17 protein-coding genes are annotated in these 16,345 nt (G+C 72.1%); 15 read left to right on the forward strand and 2 right to left on the reverse strand.

The features are described 5' to 3' along the window. Nucleotides 1–131: 131 nt before the first annotated feature. Complete coding sequence (locus B4N89_RS22455; protein WP_078977622.1) at nt 132–2,000, reverse strand: ABC transporter ATP-binding protein; 1,869 nt, start codon at nt 1,998–2,000, stop codon at nt 132–134. Then, nucleotides 1,997–3,820: an ABC transporter ATP-binding protein gene (locus B4N89_RS22460; RefSeq protein WP_078977623.1), complete on the reverse strand. Its 1,824-nt coding sequence runs from the start codon at nt 3,818–3,820 to the stop codon at nt 1,997–1,999. Before B4N89_RS22460 ends, B4N89_RS22455 begins: the two co-directional genes overlap by 4 nt. A gap of 322 nt (nt 3,821–4,142) precedes the next feature. Between B4N89_RS22460 and B4N89_RS22465 the strand changes: the two genes are divergently transcribed. From B4N89_RS22465 to B4N89_RS22530, 15 genes are all read left to right on the forward strand, one after another. Then, nucleotides 4,143–5,300, forward strand: coding sequence for an alpha/beta hydrolase (locus B4N89_RS22465; protein WP_235618731.1), 1,158 nt, complete (start codon nt 4,143–4,145; stop codon nt 5,298–5,300). Between the two features lie 60 nt (nt 5,301–5,360). Further along, a complete protein-coding gene (locus B4N89_RS22470; RefSeq protein WP_078977624.1) occupies nt 5,361–6,011 on the forward strand; it encodes a TIGR03085 family metal-binding protein in 651 nt (216 codons plus the stop codon). A 43-nt stretch (nt 6,012–6,054) separates the two neighbouring features. Further along, the gene (gene hisI, locus B4N89_RS22475) at nt 6,055–6,432 is read left to right on the forward strand and encodes a phosphoribosyl-AMP cyclohydrolase (protein WP_078977625.1); all 378 of its coding nucleotides are present in this window, start codon (nt 6,055–6,057) and stop codon (nt 6,430–6,432) included. A gap of 88 nt (nt 6,433–6,520) precedes the next feature. Continuing rightward, nucleotides 6,521–8,074, forward strand: coding sequence for an anthranilate synthase component I (locus B4N89_RS22480; protein ID WP_078977626.1), 1,554 nt, complete (start codon nt 6,521–6,523; stop codon nt 8,072–8,074). Between the two features lie 88 nt (nt 8,075–8,162). Then, a complete protein-coding gene (locus tag B4N89_RS22485; protein WP_078977627.1) occupies nt 8,163–8,882 on the forward strand; it encodes a TIGR02234 family membrane protein in 720 nt (239 codons plus the stop codon). A 94-nt stretch (nt 8,883–8,976) separates the two neighbouring features. Continuing rightward, nucleotides 8,977–9,186, forward strand: a complete 210-nt coding sequence (locus tag B4N89_RS22490) for an HGxxPAAW family protein (RefSeq protein ID WP_078977628.1) — start codon at nt 8,977–8,979, stop codon at nt 9,184–9,186. Between the two features lie 525 nt (nt 9,187–9,711). Further along, the gene (locus B4N89_RS22495; protein ID WP_078977629.1) at nt 9,712–10,020 is read left to right on the forward strand and encodes a CD225/dispanin family protein; all 309 of its coding nucleotides are present in this window, start codon (nt 9,712–9,714) and stop codon (nt 10,018–10,020) included. A gap of 34 nt (nt 10,021–10,054) precedes the next feature. Further along, nucleotides 10,055–10,480 carry a DUF2752 domain-containing protein gene (locus B4N89_RS22500; RefSeq protein ID WP_235618966.1) on the forward strand — a complete coding sequence of 142 codons (426 nt, stop codon included), beginning with the start codon at nt 10,055–10,057 and terminating at the stop codon, nt 10,478–10,480. Between the two features lie 176 nt (nt 10,481–10,656). After that, nucleotides 10,657–11,466: an indole-3-glycerol phosphate synthase TrpC gene (trpC, locus tag B4N89_RS22505; protein ID WP_078977631.1), complete on the forward strand. Its 810-nt coding sequence runs from the start codon at nt 10,657–10,659 to the stop codon at nt 11,464–11,466. A 13-nt stretch (nt 11,467–11,479) separates the two neighbouring features. Then, the gene (gene trpM, locus B4N89_RS53390) at nt 11,480–11,629 is read left to right on the forward strand and encodes a tryptophan biosynthesis modulator TrpM (RefSeq protein WP_355539697.1); all 150 of its coding nucleotides are present in this window, start codon (nt 11,480–11,482) and stop codon (nt 11,627–11,629) included. A gap of 55 nt (nt 11,630–11,684) precedes the next feature. Next, nucleotides 11,685–12,905 carry a tryptophan synthase subunit beta gene (gene trpB / locus B4N89_RS22510; RefSeq protein WP_078977632.1) on the forward strand — a complete coding sequence of 407 codons (1,221 nt, stop codon included), beginning with the start codon at nt 11,685–11,687 and terminating at the stop codon, nt 12,903–12,905. Continuing rightward, nucleotides 12,902–13,717 (forward strand): tryptophan synthase subunit alpha, encoded by an 816-nt coding sequence (trpA, locus tag B4N89_RS22515; RefSeq protein WP_078977633.1) that lies wholly within the window; start codon nt 12,902–12,904, stop codon nt 13,715–13,717. Before trpB ends, trpA begins: the two co-directional genes overlap by 4 nt. A 138-nt stretch (nt 13,718–13,855) precedes the next feature. Then, nucleotides 13,856–14,668, forward strand: a complete 813-nt coding sequence (locus B4N89_RS22520; protein WP_161500786.1) for a DsbA family protein — start codon at nt 13,856–13,858, stop codon at nt 14,666–14,668. Between the two features lie 117 nt (nt 14,669–14,785). Continuing rightward, entirely contained in the window at nt 14,786–15,451 is a 666-nt protein-coding gene (locus B4N89_RS22525) for a MauE/DoxX family redox-associated membrane protein (RefSeq protein ID WP_078977635.1), read from the forward strand. Then, nucleotides 15,448–16,260 (forward strand): DsbA family protein, encoded by an 813-nt coding sequence (locus tag B4N89_RS22530; protein WP_143658051.1) that lies wholly within the window; start codon nt 15,448–15,450, stop codon nt 16,258–16,260. The genes B4N89_RS22525 and B4N89_RS22530 overlap by 4 nt, the downstream gene beginning before the upstream one ends. The last annotated feature ends 85 nt before the right edge of the window (nt 16,261–16,345 follow it).

Raw genomic sequence — 16,345 nt, forward strand, 5'->3', positions numbered from 1 at the left:
AGCGCCGGCCGGGCTGAGTGGCCTCAAGCGCCGGCCGGGCTACTTGGCCTCAAACGCCGGCCGGGCTGGTTGCGGCGGCCGGGCTGGGTGGGCTCATGCGCCGGCCGGGTTGGTTTGGTGTGCTCGCCGGGCTATGAGGGCTGGGTGGGTTTTTGTTGGGCTGTCCAGGAGGCGTGGAGGCGGGCGTAGATGCCTCCGGTGGCGGCCAGTTGTGTGTGGGGGCCGCGTTCGACCAGTTTTCCGGCGTCGAACACCAGGATCTCGTCCGCCGATTCGGCCGTGGACATCCGGTGCGCGATGAACACCGCGGTGCGGCCCCGGGTCAGGCCGTCCAGCGCCCGGTTGATCCGGACCTCGGTGGCCGGGTCGACCGCCGACGTCGCCTCGTCCAGGACCAGCAGGTCCGGATCCGCGATGTAGGCCCGGACCAGCGCGACCAACTGCCGCTCGCCCGCCGACAACGACTCGCCGCGCTGCCCCACCCGGGTGTCCAGGCCGCCGGCCGGCCCCGCGAGCCAGTCGGCCAACCCCAGGTCGGCGAACGCGGCGACGATCGCCGCGTCGTCCGCGTCCGGCCGGCCGTACCGCACGTTCTCCCGCAGCGTGGCGTCGAACAGGAAACCCTCCTGCGGCACCATCACCACCCGCGCCCGCAGCGACGAGAAGCGCACCCGGGGCAGGTCGACGCCGTCGAGCAACACCCGGCCCTGGTCCGGGTCGACCAGGCGGGTGAGCAGCTTGGCGAACGTGGTCTTGCCCGAGCCGGTCTCGCCGACCACCGCCACCCGGGTCCGGGGCGCGAGCGTGACGTCCACGTCGTGCAGGATCCGCGGGCCGCCGGGATAGCCGTACGAGACGTGGTCGAACCTCACCTCGACCGGGCCGCGAGCCAACTCCTCGCCCGCCTCGCCCGGATCGGCGATGTCCGGCTCCGCGTCCAGCACCTCCAGCACCCGACGCCAGCCCGCTAGCGCGTTCTGCGCCTCGTTCAGAATCTCCACGCCCATCTGCACCGGGCCCACGAACAACGTGACCAGGAACAGGAACGCGACCAGCTCGCCCACGCTGAGCTGCCCGTCGATGCCCAGCCACACCCCGACCACCACCACAAGCCCGTTGGCCAGGCCGACCACGAACTCGCCCATCGGGAAGGTCAACGCGACGAACAACTGGGCCCGGGTCTGCGCGTCGCGGTGCGCGTCGACCGACTCGTCGATCCGGCGCGCGGTGCGCTCCTCGATGCCGTGCGCGCGCACGATCGCGGCGCCCACCACCGGCTCCGAGATCGCGCCGAGCATCCGGCCCATGGCGACGCGCACGTGCGAGTACGCGGCGGCGATCCGCTTCTGTACCGCGCGCATGAAGAAGTACAGCGGCGCGAAGCACACCCACACCAGCAGGGTCAACTGCCAGGAGTAGACGAACATCAGCACCGTCACCAGCGCGATCTGCCCGACGCTGACGATCAGCAACAGGCCGCCGAACTGGATGAATCGGCTGATCGTGTCCACGTCGCCGGTCACCCGCGAGACCAGCGAGCCGCGCTTCTCGGACTGCTGGTGCAGCGTGGACAGGTCGTGGATGTGCCGGAAGGCGGCCACCCGCATCGTGGACAGGCCGCGCTCGCTGGTGCGGTACAGCCGCACGTTCATCGCGTACGCGGACACCGCGGTGACCACCACCGCGAGCGCGGCGAGCGCGGCCATGGTGCGTACCACGGTCAGGTCGGGGCCGGCGTCGGCGCGCAGACCCCGGTCGATGGTCTGCTGCACGGCCAGCGGCACCACGATCCGGCCGGCCGTGCCGATCACGGCCAGCAGCAGGGTGACGATCAGACCCTCGGTGAACTCCGGAGTCATCCGCAGGCCGCGGCGCAGCACGCTCAGACCCGACTCGATCGGCTTGTCGGCGTCGGCGGCTATTCGGGAGCCCGACTTCGTCTCCGGCTCGGGTTCGGGTTCGGGTTCGGCCGGCTTGGGCACGGCGGTGGCGATACTCATGAAGCCGTGGCCTCCTCGGCCTCGCTGACGTCGATGTCGGTGTCGAGTTCCCGCTCCGCGTCCTCGCGCGCGGCGCGTTCGTACGCGTTGACCAGGCGGCGGTAGCCCACCGAGCGCTCCAGGAGCGTGTGGTGCGGGCCGCGGTCGAGCACCCGGCCGCCCTCGATGTAGACCACCTCGTCGGCGAGCGCGATGGTGGCCTTGCGGTAGGCGACCACGACCACCGTGGCCGGTCCCGCGTCGCGCAGCCCGTGCAGGATGGCCGCCTCCACGCGCGGGTCCACCGCGGAGGTGGCGTCGTCCAGGACGAGCAGGCGTGGTCGGCGCACCAGCGCCCGGGCCAGCGCGATCCGCTGACGCTGGCCGCCGGAGAGGGTGGTGCCGCGCTCGCCGACCTGGGTGTCCAGGCCGTCGGGCAGCGCGGCGACGAAGTCGGCCTGGGCGATCCGCAGCGCCTCGTGCACCGCGGCGTCGTCCAGATCCAGGCCCAGGGTGATGTTGTCGCGGACGCTGTCGTCGAACAGGAACGCCTGCTGGGGGACCAGCGCGGCGGTGGCCGCGATCCCGCCCCGCCGGTAGTCGCGCAGGTCGGTGCCGTCGAGCAGGATCCCGCCGTCCACCGGGTCGACCAGCCGGACCAGGAGCGAGACCAGGGTGGACTTGCCGGATCCGGTCGGGCCGACGACGGCGATGGTGCGCCCGGGTTCGACATCGAAGGCCACGTCGTGCAGCACGTCGGTGTCGTCGCTGTAGCCGAAGCGCACCGCGCGCGCCTCCAGGCGGGCCGGACCGGCCGCCGCGTCGCCGCCCTCGGTCTCGCCGTAGGTGTGCTCGCCCTCGGCGTCCAGCACGCCGCGGACCCGGTCGTAGCCGACCACGGAGCGCGGCATGTCGCCGAGCAGCCAGCCGATCGCCCGGACCGGGAAGGCCAACAGGGTGAACAGGTAGGCGACCTGTACCAGGTCGCCCGGGGCCAGGTTGCCGTGCGAGACCCGGACCGTGCCGACCACCAGGACCAGCAGCACGCCGAAGCCGGGCAGCGCCTCCAGGATCGGATCGAACAGCGCCCGGACCCGGCCCACCGCGATGTTCGCGTCGGCCAACTCCCGCGACGCCGCCGCGAACCGGGTGGTCTCCTCGCTCTCCCGGCCCAGCGTCTTGACCACGAGCGCGCCGTCGAAGCTCTCGTGCGCGATCTCCGCGACGTCGGCGCGCAACTCCTGCGCGCGCATCGCCAGCGGCCCCTGCCTGCGCTGATAGACGATGTTGAGCGCGGCGATCGCCGGGAAGATCACGAAGCCGACCAGGGCCAGCGCCCAGTCGGTGATCACCATCGAGATCGCCGCGACGAACAGCATCACCACCACGCCGGTGGCCATCGGCAGCGGCGCCACCGGGTTCCACGCCGCCTCGACGTCGGCGTTCGCGTTGGACAGCAGCGTGCCGGTCGGGTGGCGGTGGTGCCAGGCGAGCGGCAGCCGCAGGTATTGCCGGGTGACCCGGCGGCGGAAGGTGGCCTGGAGGCGGTACTGCATCACGCCCGCCCACAACCGCCGACCGATCACGCCGAACGCCTTGAGCAGCGCGACGCCGAACACCGCCGCGAACGCGCCGATCAGCGCGCCCGCCGTGGTGTGCCCGTCGCGGAAGGCCGGGATGATCACGTCGTCGGTGACCCGCCCGAGCACCAGCGCCGAGCCCACCGTCATCACGCCGTACACCGCGCTCGCGCTCACCGCGGCGGCGAAGATCCGAGGTTCCTCGCGGATCGCGACGCCGAGTACGCGCAGTCCTTGTCGCAGAACGACCTTGTCCGCCACGGGGCTCACTTTCACGCGGATTGCCATGGATTCACCGGAATCCATGGGAACGAAGCCGCCGCGAACGGGGCTGTCGACGATGTTTGTCCGATGAACGTACAAGGCGCCGCCGACCGTGCCGATTCCCCGTCCGCCCCGCCGCCTCGATCCGGATCACCGGCCTCCGGGCGGATTGGAGCAGACCATTCCCGCATGTCACCCTGTTTCGGGCGCCCCCCGGCGAACGGGCTCGCGACGCCGCGGTTACCCGCAACCAAACCCCGGGTCGGGCTCGTCTCCACGGGCGTGCCCTGACCATGATCGATAGACCGAGGACGCCGCTGTGGGCCTCACCAGCCTCAAACTGATCATCCTGCTGTGCCTCGTCACCGTCGCGGCGGCGTCGGCGGCCGTGTTCTTCTGGCCCAAACTCTCCCGCCAGCACGTGGTGCCCATCCTGGGCCGGGTCGGCATCCTGCTGAGCACGCAGGTCCTGCTCCTGGCCACGGTCGCGGTGATCGGCAACCGCTACTTCGTCTTCTATACGACCTGGGACGACCTGTTCGGGCGCACCGGCAAACCGGTGCTGAACTTCGGCGAGACCGGCCCCGGCGACATGCCCAAGCTGGTCAAGGAGAAGGGCACCGAGACGATAGACGTCCCGCAGGGGAGCAACCCCCAGGTCGCGGGCCAGATCATGCAGGTCGACCTGGTCGGACGACGCAGCGGGATGGGCACACCCGCGCTCGTCTACCTGCCGCCGCAATACTTCCAGGCCCAGTACAAGGACCGGCGCTTCCCCGTCGTGGTCACGCTCACCGGCTACCCCGGCAACGAGCGCAACCTGGTCACCCGCCTGGAGCTGCCCAAGATCGCCGCCAACGAGATCGCCGCCGGCCGGGTCCAGCCCACCATCTACGTGATGATGAAGCCGAGCGTCGGCCTCGACCGCGACACCGAGTGCACCGACGTGCCCGGTGGCCCGCAGGTCGGCATGTTCTTCAGCCAGGACCTGCCCGAGGCGATAAACCAGGCCTACCGGGTCGCCCCGGGACCGCGCGGCTGGGCCATGCTCGGCGACTCCACCGGCGGCTACTGCGCGGCCAAACTGCCGATGCTCAACTCGGACCGGATCGGCGCCGGCGTCGCGCTCTCCGCCGACTACGGCGCCCCCGCCGACGGCGACACCGGCGACCTGTACGGCGGCAGCAAGGCCTACCGCAACCAGAACGACCTGCTGTGGCGGCTGAAGAACATGCCCATGCCGCCCGTCAGCCTCCTGCTCACCAGCAGCGAGAGCGGTGAGCCCAACCTCGCCGACACCAGGGAGTTCCAAAAGCTGGCCAAGCCGCCGCTCAAGGTGGACACCCTGGTCCTGCCCACCGGCGGGCACAACTTCAAGACCTGGCAGACGGTGCTGCCCGACGCGCTGCGCTGGCTGAGCGCGCAGCAAAAGACCGACCACCCCAAGGAGCCGGGACCGGTGGCCGCCTCGCCGTGACCGGGCCCGTCACGGGTGGCGCCCCTTGATTTCGTCCGGCGCGGGCCGAAGGATCGGCACATGCCGACTTCCCACGCCCGCGCCGAACGCGCCGCGCTCGCCGAACTGCTGCGCGTCCTCGGACCGGACGCGCCGACCCTGTGCGAGGGCTGGACCACCCGCGACCTCGCGGCCCACCTCGTGGTCCGCGAACGCCGCCCGGACTCGGGACCGGGCCTGGTCTTCAAGCCGCTCGCCGGACACACCGAGCGGGTGCGGCTGCGGCAGGCGGCCAAGCCGTACGAGCAGAGCGTGCGCCTGGTCGCCGACGGGCCGCCGACGCTGTCCGCGTTCGGCATCCCCGGCGTGGACGCGGCGGCCAACACGATGGAGTACTTCATCCACCTGGAGGACGTCCGGCGGGCCCAGCCCGGCGGCGCCGAACCGCGCGAGCTGGACCCCGCGCTCACCGAGATCCTGTGGAAGCGGGCCAAGGGCTCCTCGCGGATCGCGCTGCGCGGGGTGCCGGTGGGAGTGGCGCTGCGCCGCACCGACACCGGTGCCGACGAGCCGGCGCAGCCGATCCACAAGGGCAGCCCCGTGGTCACGCTGGCCGGACACCCGGCCGAACTGCTGCTGTACCTGTTCGGCCGCAAGGAGCACGCCCGGGTCGAGGTCACCGGCGACCCGGACGCGGTGCGGGCGCTGCGCGCGGCCGATACCGGCCTGTGAACGCTCGCGCGGCCGGCCCGCGCGGGTCTGCGACAATGCGCGCATGACCGGTGCCTCCCACCCGCCCGCGCGGCCGTCCGACCTCGATCCGAGCATCGCCGCCCGCCTCAAGCGCGACCCCGACGGCCTGATCGCCGCCGTCGCCCAGGCGAGCGACACGGGCGAGGTGCTGATGGTCGGCTGGATGGACGACGAGGCGCTGCACCGCACGCTCACCACCGGCCGGTGCACCTATTGGAGCCGCAGCCGGCAGGAATACTGGGTCAAGGGCGACACCTCGGGCCACGTGCAGAAGGTGGTCTCGGCCGCCCTCGACTGCGACGGCGACGCGGTGCTCGTGCGGGTCGAGCAGACCGGCGCCGCGTGCCACACCGGCGCGCGCACCTGCTTCGACGCCGACGTCCTGCCGGTCTCCTCCTGACCGTCCGCCCCCGCCCGTCGCCTCGCGACCGTCCGGCCGCCGGACCGGTCCCCTCCGCCGACCCGCCGCCCGGGAGATTGCGCTCGCCATGACAACCGGAACCGTCACCCCCGACCCGGACACCTTCCGGGAACTCGCCCGCGACCGGCGCGTCATCCCCGTCACCCGGCGCTTCCTGGCCGACGGCGACACGCCCGTGGGGCTGTACCGCAAGCTCGCCGCCGAGCGGCCCGGCACCTTCCTGCTCGAATCCGCGGAGAACGGCCGCTCCTGGTCCCGCTATTCGTTCGTGGGCGTGCGCAGCGCGGCGATGCTCACCGAAGTGGCCGGTCGGGCCCGCTGGTTGGGCACCCCGCCGGTGGGCGTGCCGGTGGACGGCGACCCGCTGGAGGTGCTGCGGGCCACGATGGAGGCGCTGCACACCCCGCACGGCGTCCCGGGCCTGGACCTGCCGCCGCTGACCGGCGGGATGGTCGGCTACCTCGGGTACGACATCGTGCGCCGGTTGGAACGGCTGCCCGAGTCGAGCGTGGACGACCTGCGGATCCCCGAACTGATGATGTTCTTGGCCACCGACCTCGCGGTACTCGACCACGTGGACGGCAGCGTGCTGCTGATCGCCAACGCGATCAACCACGACAACCGCGAGTCGGGCGTGGACGAGGCGTATCGGGCGGCGGTGGCCCGGCTGGACGCGATGACCGCGGACCTGGCCCGGCCGACCGGACTGGCCGCCGCGGCGTTCGAGCGTGCGGCGCCGGCCGAGGCGGTCGGCCCCTGGGGCTCGGCCGAGTACCGCAAGGCGGTGGCCGCGGCCAAGGAGGAGATCCGGGCCGGCGAGGCGTTCCAGATCGTGCTCTCCCAGCGCTTCGAGATGCCCACCGAGGCCGGCGCGCTGGACGTGTACCGGATCCTGCGGGCGACCAACCCCAGCCCGTACATGTACCTGTTCCGGATGCCCGGCCCCGACGGCGGCGCCGAGGGCGGGTTCGACGTGGTCGGCTCCAGCCCCGAGGCGCTGGTCAAGGTCGAGGAGGGGCGGGCGATGGTGCACCCGATCGCGGGCACCCGCCATCGCGGCGCCACACCCGCCGAGGACGCCGCGCTCGCCGAGGAGTTGCTGGCCGACCCGAAGGAACGCGCCGAACACCTGATGCTCGTCGACCTGGGTCGCAACGACCTGGGCCGGGTCTGCGCGCCCGGCACGGTCGAGGTGGTCGACTTCATGTCGGTCGAGCGCTACAGCCACGTGATGCACATCGTGTCCACGGTGGTGGGCGAGTTGGCGCCGGGGCGCACCGCGCTCGACGTGTTCGCCGCGTGTTTCCCGGCGGGCACCCTGTCCGGCGCGCCCAAGCCGCGGGCGATGGAGATCATCGAGAACTTCGAGCCGACCCGGCGCGGGCTGTACGGCGGCTGTGTGGGCTACGTGGACTTCGCCGGCGACCTCGACACCGCGATCGCGATCCGCACCGCGCTGATCCGCGACGGCGTCGCCTACGTCCAGGCGGGTGCGGGTGTGGTCGCCGACTCGTCGCCGGAGGCCGAGGACGTGGAGTGCCGCAACAAGGCGGCGGCGGTGCTGCGCGCGGTGGCGATCGCGGCCACGCTGGCACCGGCGCACGAGGGCCCGGCGTCCTGACGGAGCGGGATGCTCCGGTGGGGCGCCCTGGTGGGGCGTGGACCCGACCCGGGTCAAGGCCCGGCGAGGCGTGGTTCATGCTGGATGCATGACCGACGCGAGGACCGAGGCCGGCGCGGCGCGCCGCGGCACCGAGACGGACGACCGATCGCCGGGCGGGGCGCCGACCGCCGAGGCGGCCGAACCCGAGGCCGGGGCGGCCGAGCCGGTGGACGTCGCCGTGCGCGAACGCAAGGCCGCCCGGCGTGAGTTGACCGCCGCGGTGTTGCTGGTCCTTGCCGGCGCGGCCGTCGTGCTCTCGGTGGCGGGACGCACCTGGGCCGAGGGCACGGCGCTGGTGCACGGCTCGCACATCGCGGTGCACGCGAGCGGCAACACGATCAACAAGGCCACCTCGGCGCTCGCGCTGCTCGGCCTGGCGGGGGGCCTGGCGATCCTCGCGACCCGGACCGTCGGCCGCACGCTGATCGGCGCGCTGATCGCGCTGGCGGGGGCCGGGGTCACGGTGCTGGCGGTGCAGGGCGCTCGCGACACCTCGGCGGTGGACGGCGAGGCGGCGAAGAAGGCGGCCGTCGAGGGGGTGCGGGCGGTGGACGTGAGCCACGCGGTCTGGCCGTGGTTCGCGGCCGTGGGCGGTGTGCTGATCGTGCTGGCCGGGCTGTTCGTGGTGGTCCGCGGGCGGCGCTGGCCCGGAATGTCCAACCGCTACGAGGCGCCGGCGGGGCGGGGGGCCGAGGTCCGGCGGGGTACCGCGACCAACGCGGACCTGTGGAACGCGTTGGACCGGGGCGAGGACCCCACGCGCTGAGCACTGCTCCGGGCGGGTGACAATAAGGATCGCGCGGGTGCGACCCGCGCGCCTACGCGTGAGCAGTCAGTTGTGAAGCCGAAGGAGTCGATCGATGTCGTCGCAAGCCGGAAACCACGGCAGCACCCCCGCGGCCTGGACCGTGACCATACTGGCGCTGATCGGTTGCACCGTCTCGGGTGTCGCGATGATCGCGGCCAACGTGATGCTTTTCTGGGTCGGGGCCGCGGTGGTGTTGGTCGGCTGCATCGCCGGGGCGGGGATGCGGATGGGTGGGCTTGGGGCTGCGCCCGCGCGTCGCTGACGCACCCGGGCCGTGCGGCGGCCTTTGGCCTCGAACGCACTCGGGCCGTGCGGCAGCCTTTGGCCTCAAGCGCCGGCCGGGCTATTTGGCCTCAAGCGCCGGCCGGGCTGAGTGGGCTCGGGTGTCGGTTGGGTGCTTGGGCTTGAGCGTCGGTTGGGTTGCTTGGGCTTGAGCGCCGGCCGGGCTGAGTGGGCTCGGGCGTCGGTTGGGTTGCTTGGCCTCAAGCGCCGGCCGGGCTGAGTGGGTTCGAGCGTCGGTTGGGTGTTTGGGCTTGAGGGTCGGCTGGGCTGTTTGGCTTCGAATGCCCGTCGGGCTGCGTGGGTTTGGGCGGCTTTTGTTGCTTGGGGTCGTGTGCCGGTCGGGTCTGGGGGCTTGAGGGTGGGTTTTCGGGTGGTGGTGGGTGGGGTGTTCTAGGGTTGGGTTGTCGGCCTAGGGGGGAAAGTGGCGTACGGCTACCCGGGGGCTCCCGGTGGTGGGGATCGGCCTCGGGAGTGGAATGCGCCGCCTCGGCCGTTCGGGCATGCCGTGCCGCCCTATGGGCCGCCCACCACGCCGCCGCCCGCCGGGCCGCCGCCGGGGGCGCCCGACAACTACCTCGCCTGGGCGGTCGTGGCGACCGTTTTCTGCTGTTTTCTGGCCGGGGTTCCGGCGCTGCTCGCGGCGACCAGCGTCAACGAGCGGTGGCAGCGCGGGGATGTGGCGGGCGCCCGGCTCGCCTCGCTGCGGGCGCGCAACTGGACGATCGGGACCGTCCTGCTCGGGGTGATCTTCTGGACCACTTGGATGGTCGGCGTCTTCCTGTTGGGGTGGAAAGACACGCTGGGTGACCTGTGACGGCGCGCCCCGACGGCACAATGACTCCGTGAGCATGCCCGCCCGCCCCGCGCCGAGCACCGGATTCCGGCTGCGCAACCTGGCGCTTCCGGCCACGAGCCTGGCGGTGCTCGCGGCCGCCACCACCTATGTGGGCCTGGTGGATCCGCGCGAGAGCGGCCACTACCCGTCCTGCCCCTACCTGGTGATCACCGGCCTGCCCTGCCCCGGGTGCGGCGGGCTGCGCTGCGTGCACGCGCTCACCCACCTCGACCTGCCGGCGGCGCTGGGCTACAACGCGCTGGCGGTCGCGCTCTTCCCGCTGATCGGGTGGTTGTGGCTGCGCTGGGCGGTGCGTACCGGGCGCGGCGAGCCGCGGCGCACGTTGGCCGATCCTCGCTGGTTGCGGGCGCTGCTCGCCGTCGTACTGGTCTTCTGGATCGTTCGCGACCTGCCCTTCGGCGCGGCGCTCGCCCCCTGACGCACAGTGATCGGCGGCGGTTCCGTGAGTCGGACCGTGCGCACGGACCGACCGTGCGACGCCGTATGCTGCCCCCACCTCCTCGGCGGTGCGATGTGTCGGGTCTGTTCGAATCGGCCTATACCATCGAAGGGCCGGGGGAGCAGGTTCTCCGGACGAACGAGGGGATGTAGGGCGTGACTGTGCTCGACGAGATCATCGACGGCGTCAACGCCGACCTCGCCGAACGACAGGCCCGCGTATCCCTTGACGAGATCAAGGAACTCGCGGTCCAGGCGCCGGCGCCCCGCGACGCGGAGAGCATCCTGCGCGGCGACGGCATCGCCGTCATCGCCGAGGTCAAGCGCTCCAGCCCCTCCAAGGGCGCGCTCGCCGCGATCGCCGACCCGGCGGGCCTCGCCGCCGACTACGAGTCCGGCGGCGCCTCCGTGATCAGCGTGCTCACCGAGCAGCGCCGCTTCGGCGGCTCGCTCGACGACCTCGACGCGGTCCGCGCCGCGGTCGACATCCCGGTCCTGCGCAAGGACTTCATGGTGACGAGCTATCAGCTGTGGGAGGCCCGCGCGCACGGCGCCGACGTCGCCCTGCTGATCGTCGCGGCCCTGGAGCAGAACGCGCTGATCTCGTTGATCGAGCGCTCCCGCTCGATCGGTCTCACCACGATCGTGGAGGTCCACGACGAGGAGGAGACCGCCCGCGCGCTCGACGCCGGCGCCACCGTGATCGGGGTCAACGCGCGCAACCTCAAGACCCTCGAGGTGGATCGCAACAACTTCGCCCGGATCGCCCCGCTGATCCCGGACACCTGCGTGCGCATCGCCGAGTCCGGCGTGCGCGGCCCGCACGACCTGATCGCCTACGCCAACAACGGCGCCGACGCAGTCCTGGTCGGCGAGTCGCTGGTCACCGGTCGCGACCCGCGCAGCTCGGTCGCCGACCTGGTCGCCGCCGGCGCCCACCCGGCGATCCGGCACGGGCGCGGCTGAGGGCGCGGGCACGATGAGCATGGACCCGCGACTGGCCCGGGGCTGCAAGCCCCGCGGCTGTCGCGCGCCCGCCCGCCGGGCGCGTGGCCGCCGCGTGCGGTACGTGATCGGCTGCGAGCCCGGCCAGGTGCCCGGCAGCCGATGGCGCCGACACGTTTCCTGACCCACCCGTCAGCAACGTGCCGTCCCGCGGCATGCCACACCGACAAGGACCCCGCATGTCCAGCACTGCCCCACAGCCGGATCCCTCCGGCCACTTCGGCGTCTTCGGCGGGCGGTTCCTGCCCGAGGCGCTGATCGCCGCCCTCGACGAGCTGACCGCCGCCTACGAGAAGGCCAAGGACGACCCGCAGTTCCAGGCCGAGTTCACCGGCCTCCTGCGTGACTACGCCGGCCGCCCGAGCATCATCACCGAGGCACCCCGCTTCGCCGAGCACGCCGGCGGCGCGCGGATCATCCTCAAGCGCGAGGACCTCAACCACACCGGCTCGCACAAGATCAACAACGTGCTCGGCCAGGCCATCCTGACCAAGCGCATGGGCAAGACCCGGGTGATCGCCGAGACCGGAGCCGGCCAGCACGGCGTGGCCACCGCCACCGCGTGCGCGCTCCTCGGCATCGAGTGCGTCGTCTACATGGGTGAACTCGACACCCAACGGCAGGCGCTCAACGTGGCCCGGATGCGGGTGCTCGGCGCCGAGGTGATCCCGGTGGCGATCGGCTCGCGCACCCTCAAGGACGCGATCAACGAGGCGCTGCGCGACTGGGTCGCCAACGTCGACACCACCCACTACCTGCTCGGCACCGCGGCCGGCGCGCACCCCTTCCCGGCCATGGTCCGCGACTTCGTCCGGGTGATCTCGGTCGAGGCCCGGCAGCAGGTGCTCGACCTGACCGGGAAGCTGCCCGACGCGGTCTGCGCGTGCGTGGGCGGCGGCTCCAACGCGATCGGCGCGTTCCACGCGTTCATCCCCGACGAGGGCGTGCGGCTGTACGGCTTCGAGGCGGGCGGCGACGGCGTGGAGACCGGACGGCACGCCGCCTCGATCACCGGCGGCTCGATCGGCGTACTGCACGGCGCGCGCACCTACCTGCTCCAGGACGAGTACGGGCAGACGCAGGAGTCGCACTCGATCTCGGCGGGCCTGGACTACCCGGCCGTCGGACCCGAGCACGCCTGGCTGCACCAGACCGGCCGGGCGATCTACCGGCCGATCGACGACGCCCCCGCGATGGAGGCGTTCCGGCTGCTGTGCCGCACCGAGGGCATCATCCCGGCGATCGAATCGGCGCACGCCCTGGCCGGCGCGATCGAGGTCGGGCGCGAACTCGGCCCCGACGCGACCATCCTGGTCAACCTCTCCGGGCGCGGTGACAAGGACATGCACACCGCCGCCAAGTACTTCGATCTCCTCGACGCGGAAGCGGAGCAGTCGTGACCGGCACCGGCACCACCACCAGGCTCACCGAGGTGCTGGCCGCGGCCCGCGCGGAGAACCGCGCCGCGCTGGTCGGATACCTCCCGGCGGGCTACCCCTCCGTCGAGGGCTCCGCCGCCGCGATGCGCGCGATGGTCGAGGGCGGCTGCGACATCATCGAGGTCGGCCTGCCCTACAGCGACCCGCAGATGGACGGGCCCGTCATCCAGCGCGCCGTCGAACACGCGCTGGCGCACGGCACCAACACCCGCCACGTGATCGAGAACGTGCGCGCGGTCGCCGAAACCGGCGCCGCCACGCTGGTGATGTCCTACTGGAACCCGATCGAGCGCTACGGCGTCGAGCGGTTCGCGAGCGAGTTGGCCGCGGCCGGCGGCAGCGGGGTGATCACCCCCGACCTGATCCCGGACGAGGCACACGCGTGGATCGCCGCCACCGACGCGCACCGGCTGGACCGGATCTTCCTGGTCGCGCTGTCCTCCTCCGACGAGCGCATCGCCTACACCACCCGGCACTGCGGCGGCTTCGTCTACGCCGCCTCGGTGATGGGCGTCACCGGCGCGCGCGCCTCGGTGAGCACGCTCGCGGGCGACCTGGTCGCCCGCACCCGCGCCACCACCGATCTGCCGGTGTGCGTGGGCCTGGGCGTCTCCACCGCCGCCCAGGCGGCCGAGGTGGCCGGCTACGCCGACGGCGTCATCGTCGGCTCCGCCTTCGTCCGCGCCCTCCTGGACGCGCCGAACGAACAGGCCGGCCTGGACGCCGTCCGCGCCCTGGCCGGCGAACTCGCCGAGGGCGTGCGCAAACGCTGACCGCCCCCAAAGGTCACACCCCGTGTAAAAACCCATCAAAATGAGCACCGGCTGACCGACGGCCGCCGCAGCACTCCAGCGGCGGCCGTCGGCATGCCGCGTGCCATCCCGCCCCAACCCCCATCGGAGGAACCCGCGTTGAGCGCCAAGACCAGGACCAACCGAACGCCCGTCATCCTCGCCGTCGTCGGCGTGTTCGTGGTCGCGGTGCTGGCCGCCGTCCTGGGCGTCGTGCTCACCACGGGCAACGAGAGCAAGAGCGAGGACTCCGGCCCCGCGGCACAGCCGACGGGCGCCAAGGCGGCCATCCGCGACGTCGACCTCGCGAGCCTGCCCGCCACCGTACGGGCCGACGGCACCATCCGCGTCGGCGGCGACGCGGCCCCGGTCACCGTCACCGTGTACGAGGACTTCCGCTGCCCGTTCTGCAAGCGGTTCGAGGCGGGCTTCGGACCCCTGCTCGCCGACTACGTCCAAGCCGGGAAGATCAAGGTCGACTACCACATCGCGTCCTTCCTGGACGGCAAACTCGGCGGCACCGGGTCGGTCAAGGCCGCCAACGCCGCGCGCTGCTCGGTCGACACCGGCAAGTTCGCCGCATACCACGCCGTGCTGTTCGAGAACCAGCCGGACGAGTCCGAGGACGGCTACACCGCCGGCCGCCTCCTGGACCTGGCCGGCCAGGTCCAGGGCCTGCGCGGCGAGACCTTCGACGCGTGCGTGAACACCGACGCCAACGCCGCCTGGGTGAGCTCCACCGAGAGCACGTTCGAACGCTCCGGCGTCTCCGCCACGCCCGCGATCGCCGTCGACGGAAAGATTTTGGACTCCGGGAACTCGGCCATGCGTTCGCCCGACAACCTTCGTGAACTGCTCGACCAACGCCTGGGGAACCCCGGGAGTGGTAAGGCGGCGCTCGGACAGGAACCTCAGACGCCTTCGGCCGGTTAGACAGGACATGTGCCGGTCCGGGCGCGGGGGACCAGCGGACCGGCCGTCCCTGAACCTCACCCGTCGTGACGGAGGTCAGACCGTGGGAAGCAAGACGATCGAGCCGGCGGCCGAGCGATGAGCGCGACCGCGGTCGGCCCGACCGGGGCGAGAGCGGCAGGCCCGCTCGCCGGTCTGCGGCCGTACGTGCCGTGGATCGGCCTCGCCGTCCGGCTCGGCCTGGCCTTCGTCTGGGCGTACGCCGGCTGGGAGAAGGCACTCGACCCCGACCAGGCCGCCTACGCGGTCCGCGGCTACGACGTGCTGCCCGACGGGCTGGTCGACCCCGTCGGCTACGCCCTGCCCTACCTGGAACTGGGCCTGGCCCTGCTCCTGGTGCTCGGCCTGGGCACCCGGCTCGTCGCGTCCCTGTCCGCGCTGCTGTTGCTCGTGTTCATCGCGGGCATCGCCCAGGCGTGGGCGCGCGGCCTGGCGATCGACTGCGGCTGCTTCGGCGGCGGCGGTCCGGTCGAGCCGGACAAGACCGCGTATCTCGAGGAGATCCTGCGGGACTGCGGCTTCCTGCTGCTCGCGATCTGGCTGATCGCCTTCCCCCGCACTCGGCTGTCCGCCGACGCCTGGCTGTTCCCGGAGGAACCGCCCTACGCCGAGGACTTCGAGGACGAGGACGAGGACGACGAGGACGCCGACGAGGACGAGGCGCACACGGACGCGGACGAGTACCGCGGGGACGCGAACCGGAACCCCGGAACCCGGGAACTGAAAGGCCCTGAGATCACGTGAGCTCGAAGAATTCGGCAGGCAAGCGCACCGCGCGCGAGCGGATGGCCCAGGAGCGCGCCCGGCAACAGGCGGAAGCCAAGCGCAAGCGGGTGCTGATCATCGCCGGCGCCGTCGTGGCCGTCCTCGCGGTCGTCGCCATCATCGGCGTGATCGTCGGCACGTCCAAGACCAACAAGAAGAAGGGGCCCTGGAAGGAAGCGCTCGGCAAGCCCTACAGCGCCCCGCCCAACCTGTCCGCGGACGGCCTGGGCATCTCGGTGGGCAGCAACCCCAACGCCCCCTCGCTGATCATGTACGAGGACTTCCGCTGCCCGATCTGCCACGAGGTGGAGAAGGCGCTCGGCCCCACCCTGCGCCAGATGGCCGACGCCGGCACGATCAAGATCGACTACCACATCGCCTCGTTCCTGGACGGCAAGCTCGGCGGCAACGGCTCCAAGTACGCGGCCAACGCGGCCGGGTGCGCCCAGACCGCGGGCAAGTTCGCGCAGTACCACGACACGCTCTTCGCGAACCAGCCGGACGAGTTGAACGACAAGTTCGGCAACCGGTCCTATCTGGTCGACCTCGCGGGCAAGGTCGACGGCCTGCGCTCGCCGGCCTTCGACCAGTGCGTGAACGACCTGAGCCACGCCGGGTGGGTGAACAAGGTCGAGGACGCGTTCCAAAACGCCAAGATCGGCGACACCCGCGTCACCGGCACCCCGACCGCGGGCATCAACGGCAAGACCATCGACCTGATCGTCAAGGGCCGCGGCCTGGCCACCCCCGACGAGGTGCGCGCGCAGATCCTGGCGGCGATCAAGTAGTTCCCCTCCGTCGCCGCACGCACGGGCGCGACCCGGAAAATCCCGGGATCGCGCCCGTTCGCACGTGCCCGCCGGCACACGTTCG

Origin of the sequence: Embleya scabrispora (assembly GCF_002024165.1) — a bacterium.
Taxonomy (GTDB): Bacteria; Actinomycetota; Actinomycetes; order Streptomycetales; family Streptomycetaceae; genus Embleya; species Embleya scabrispora_A.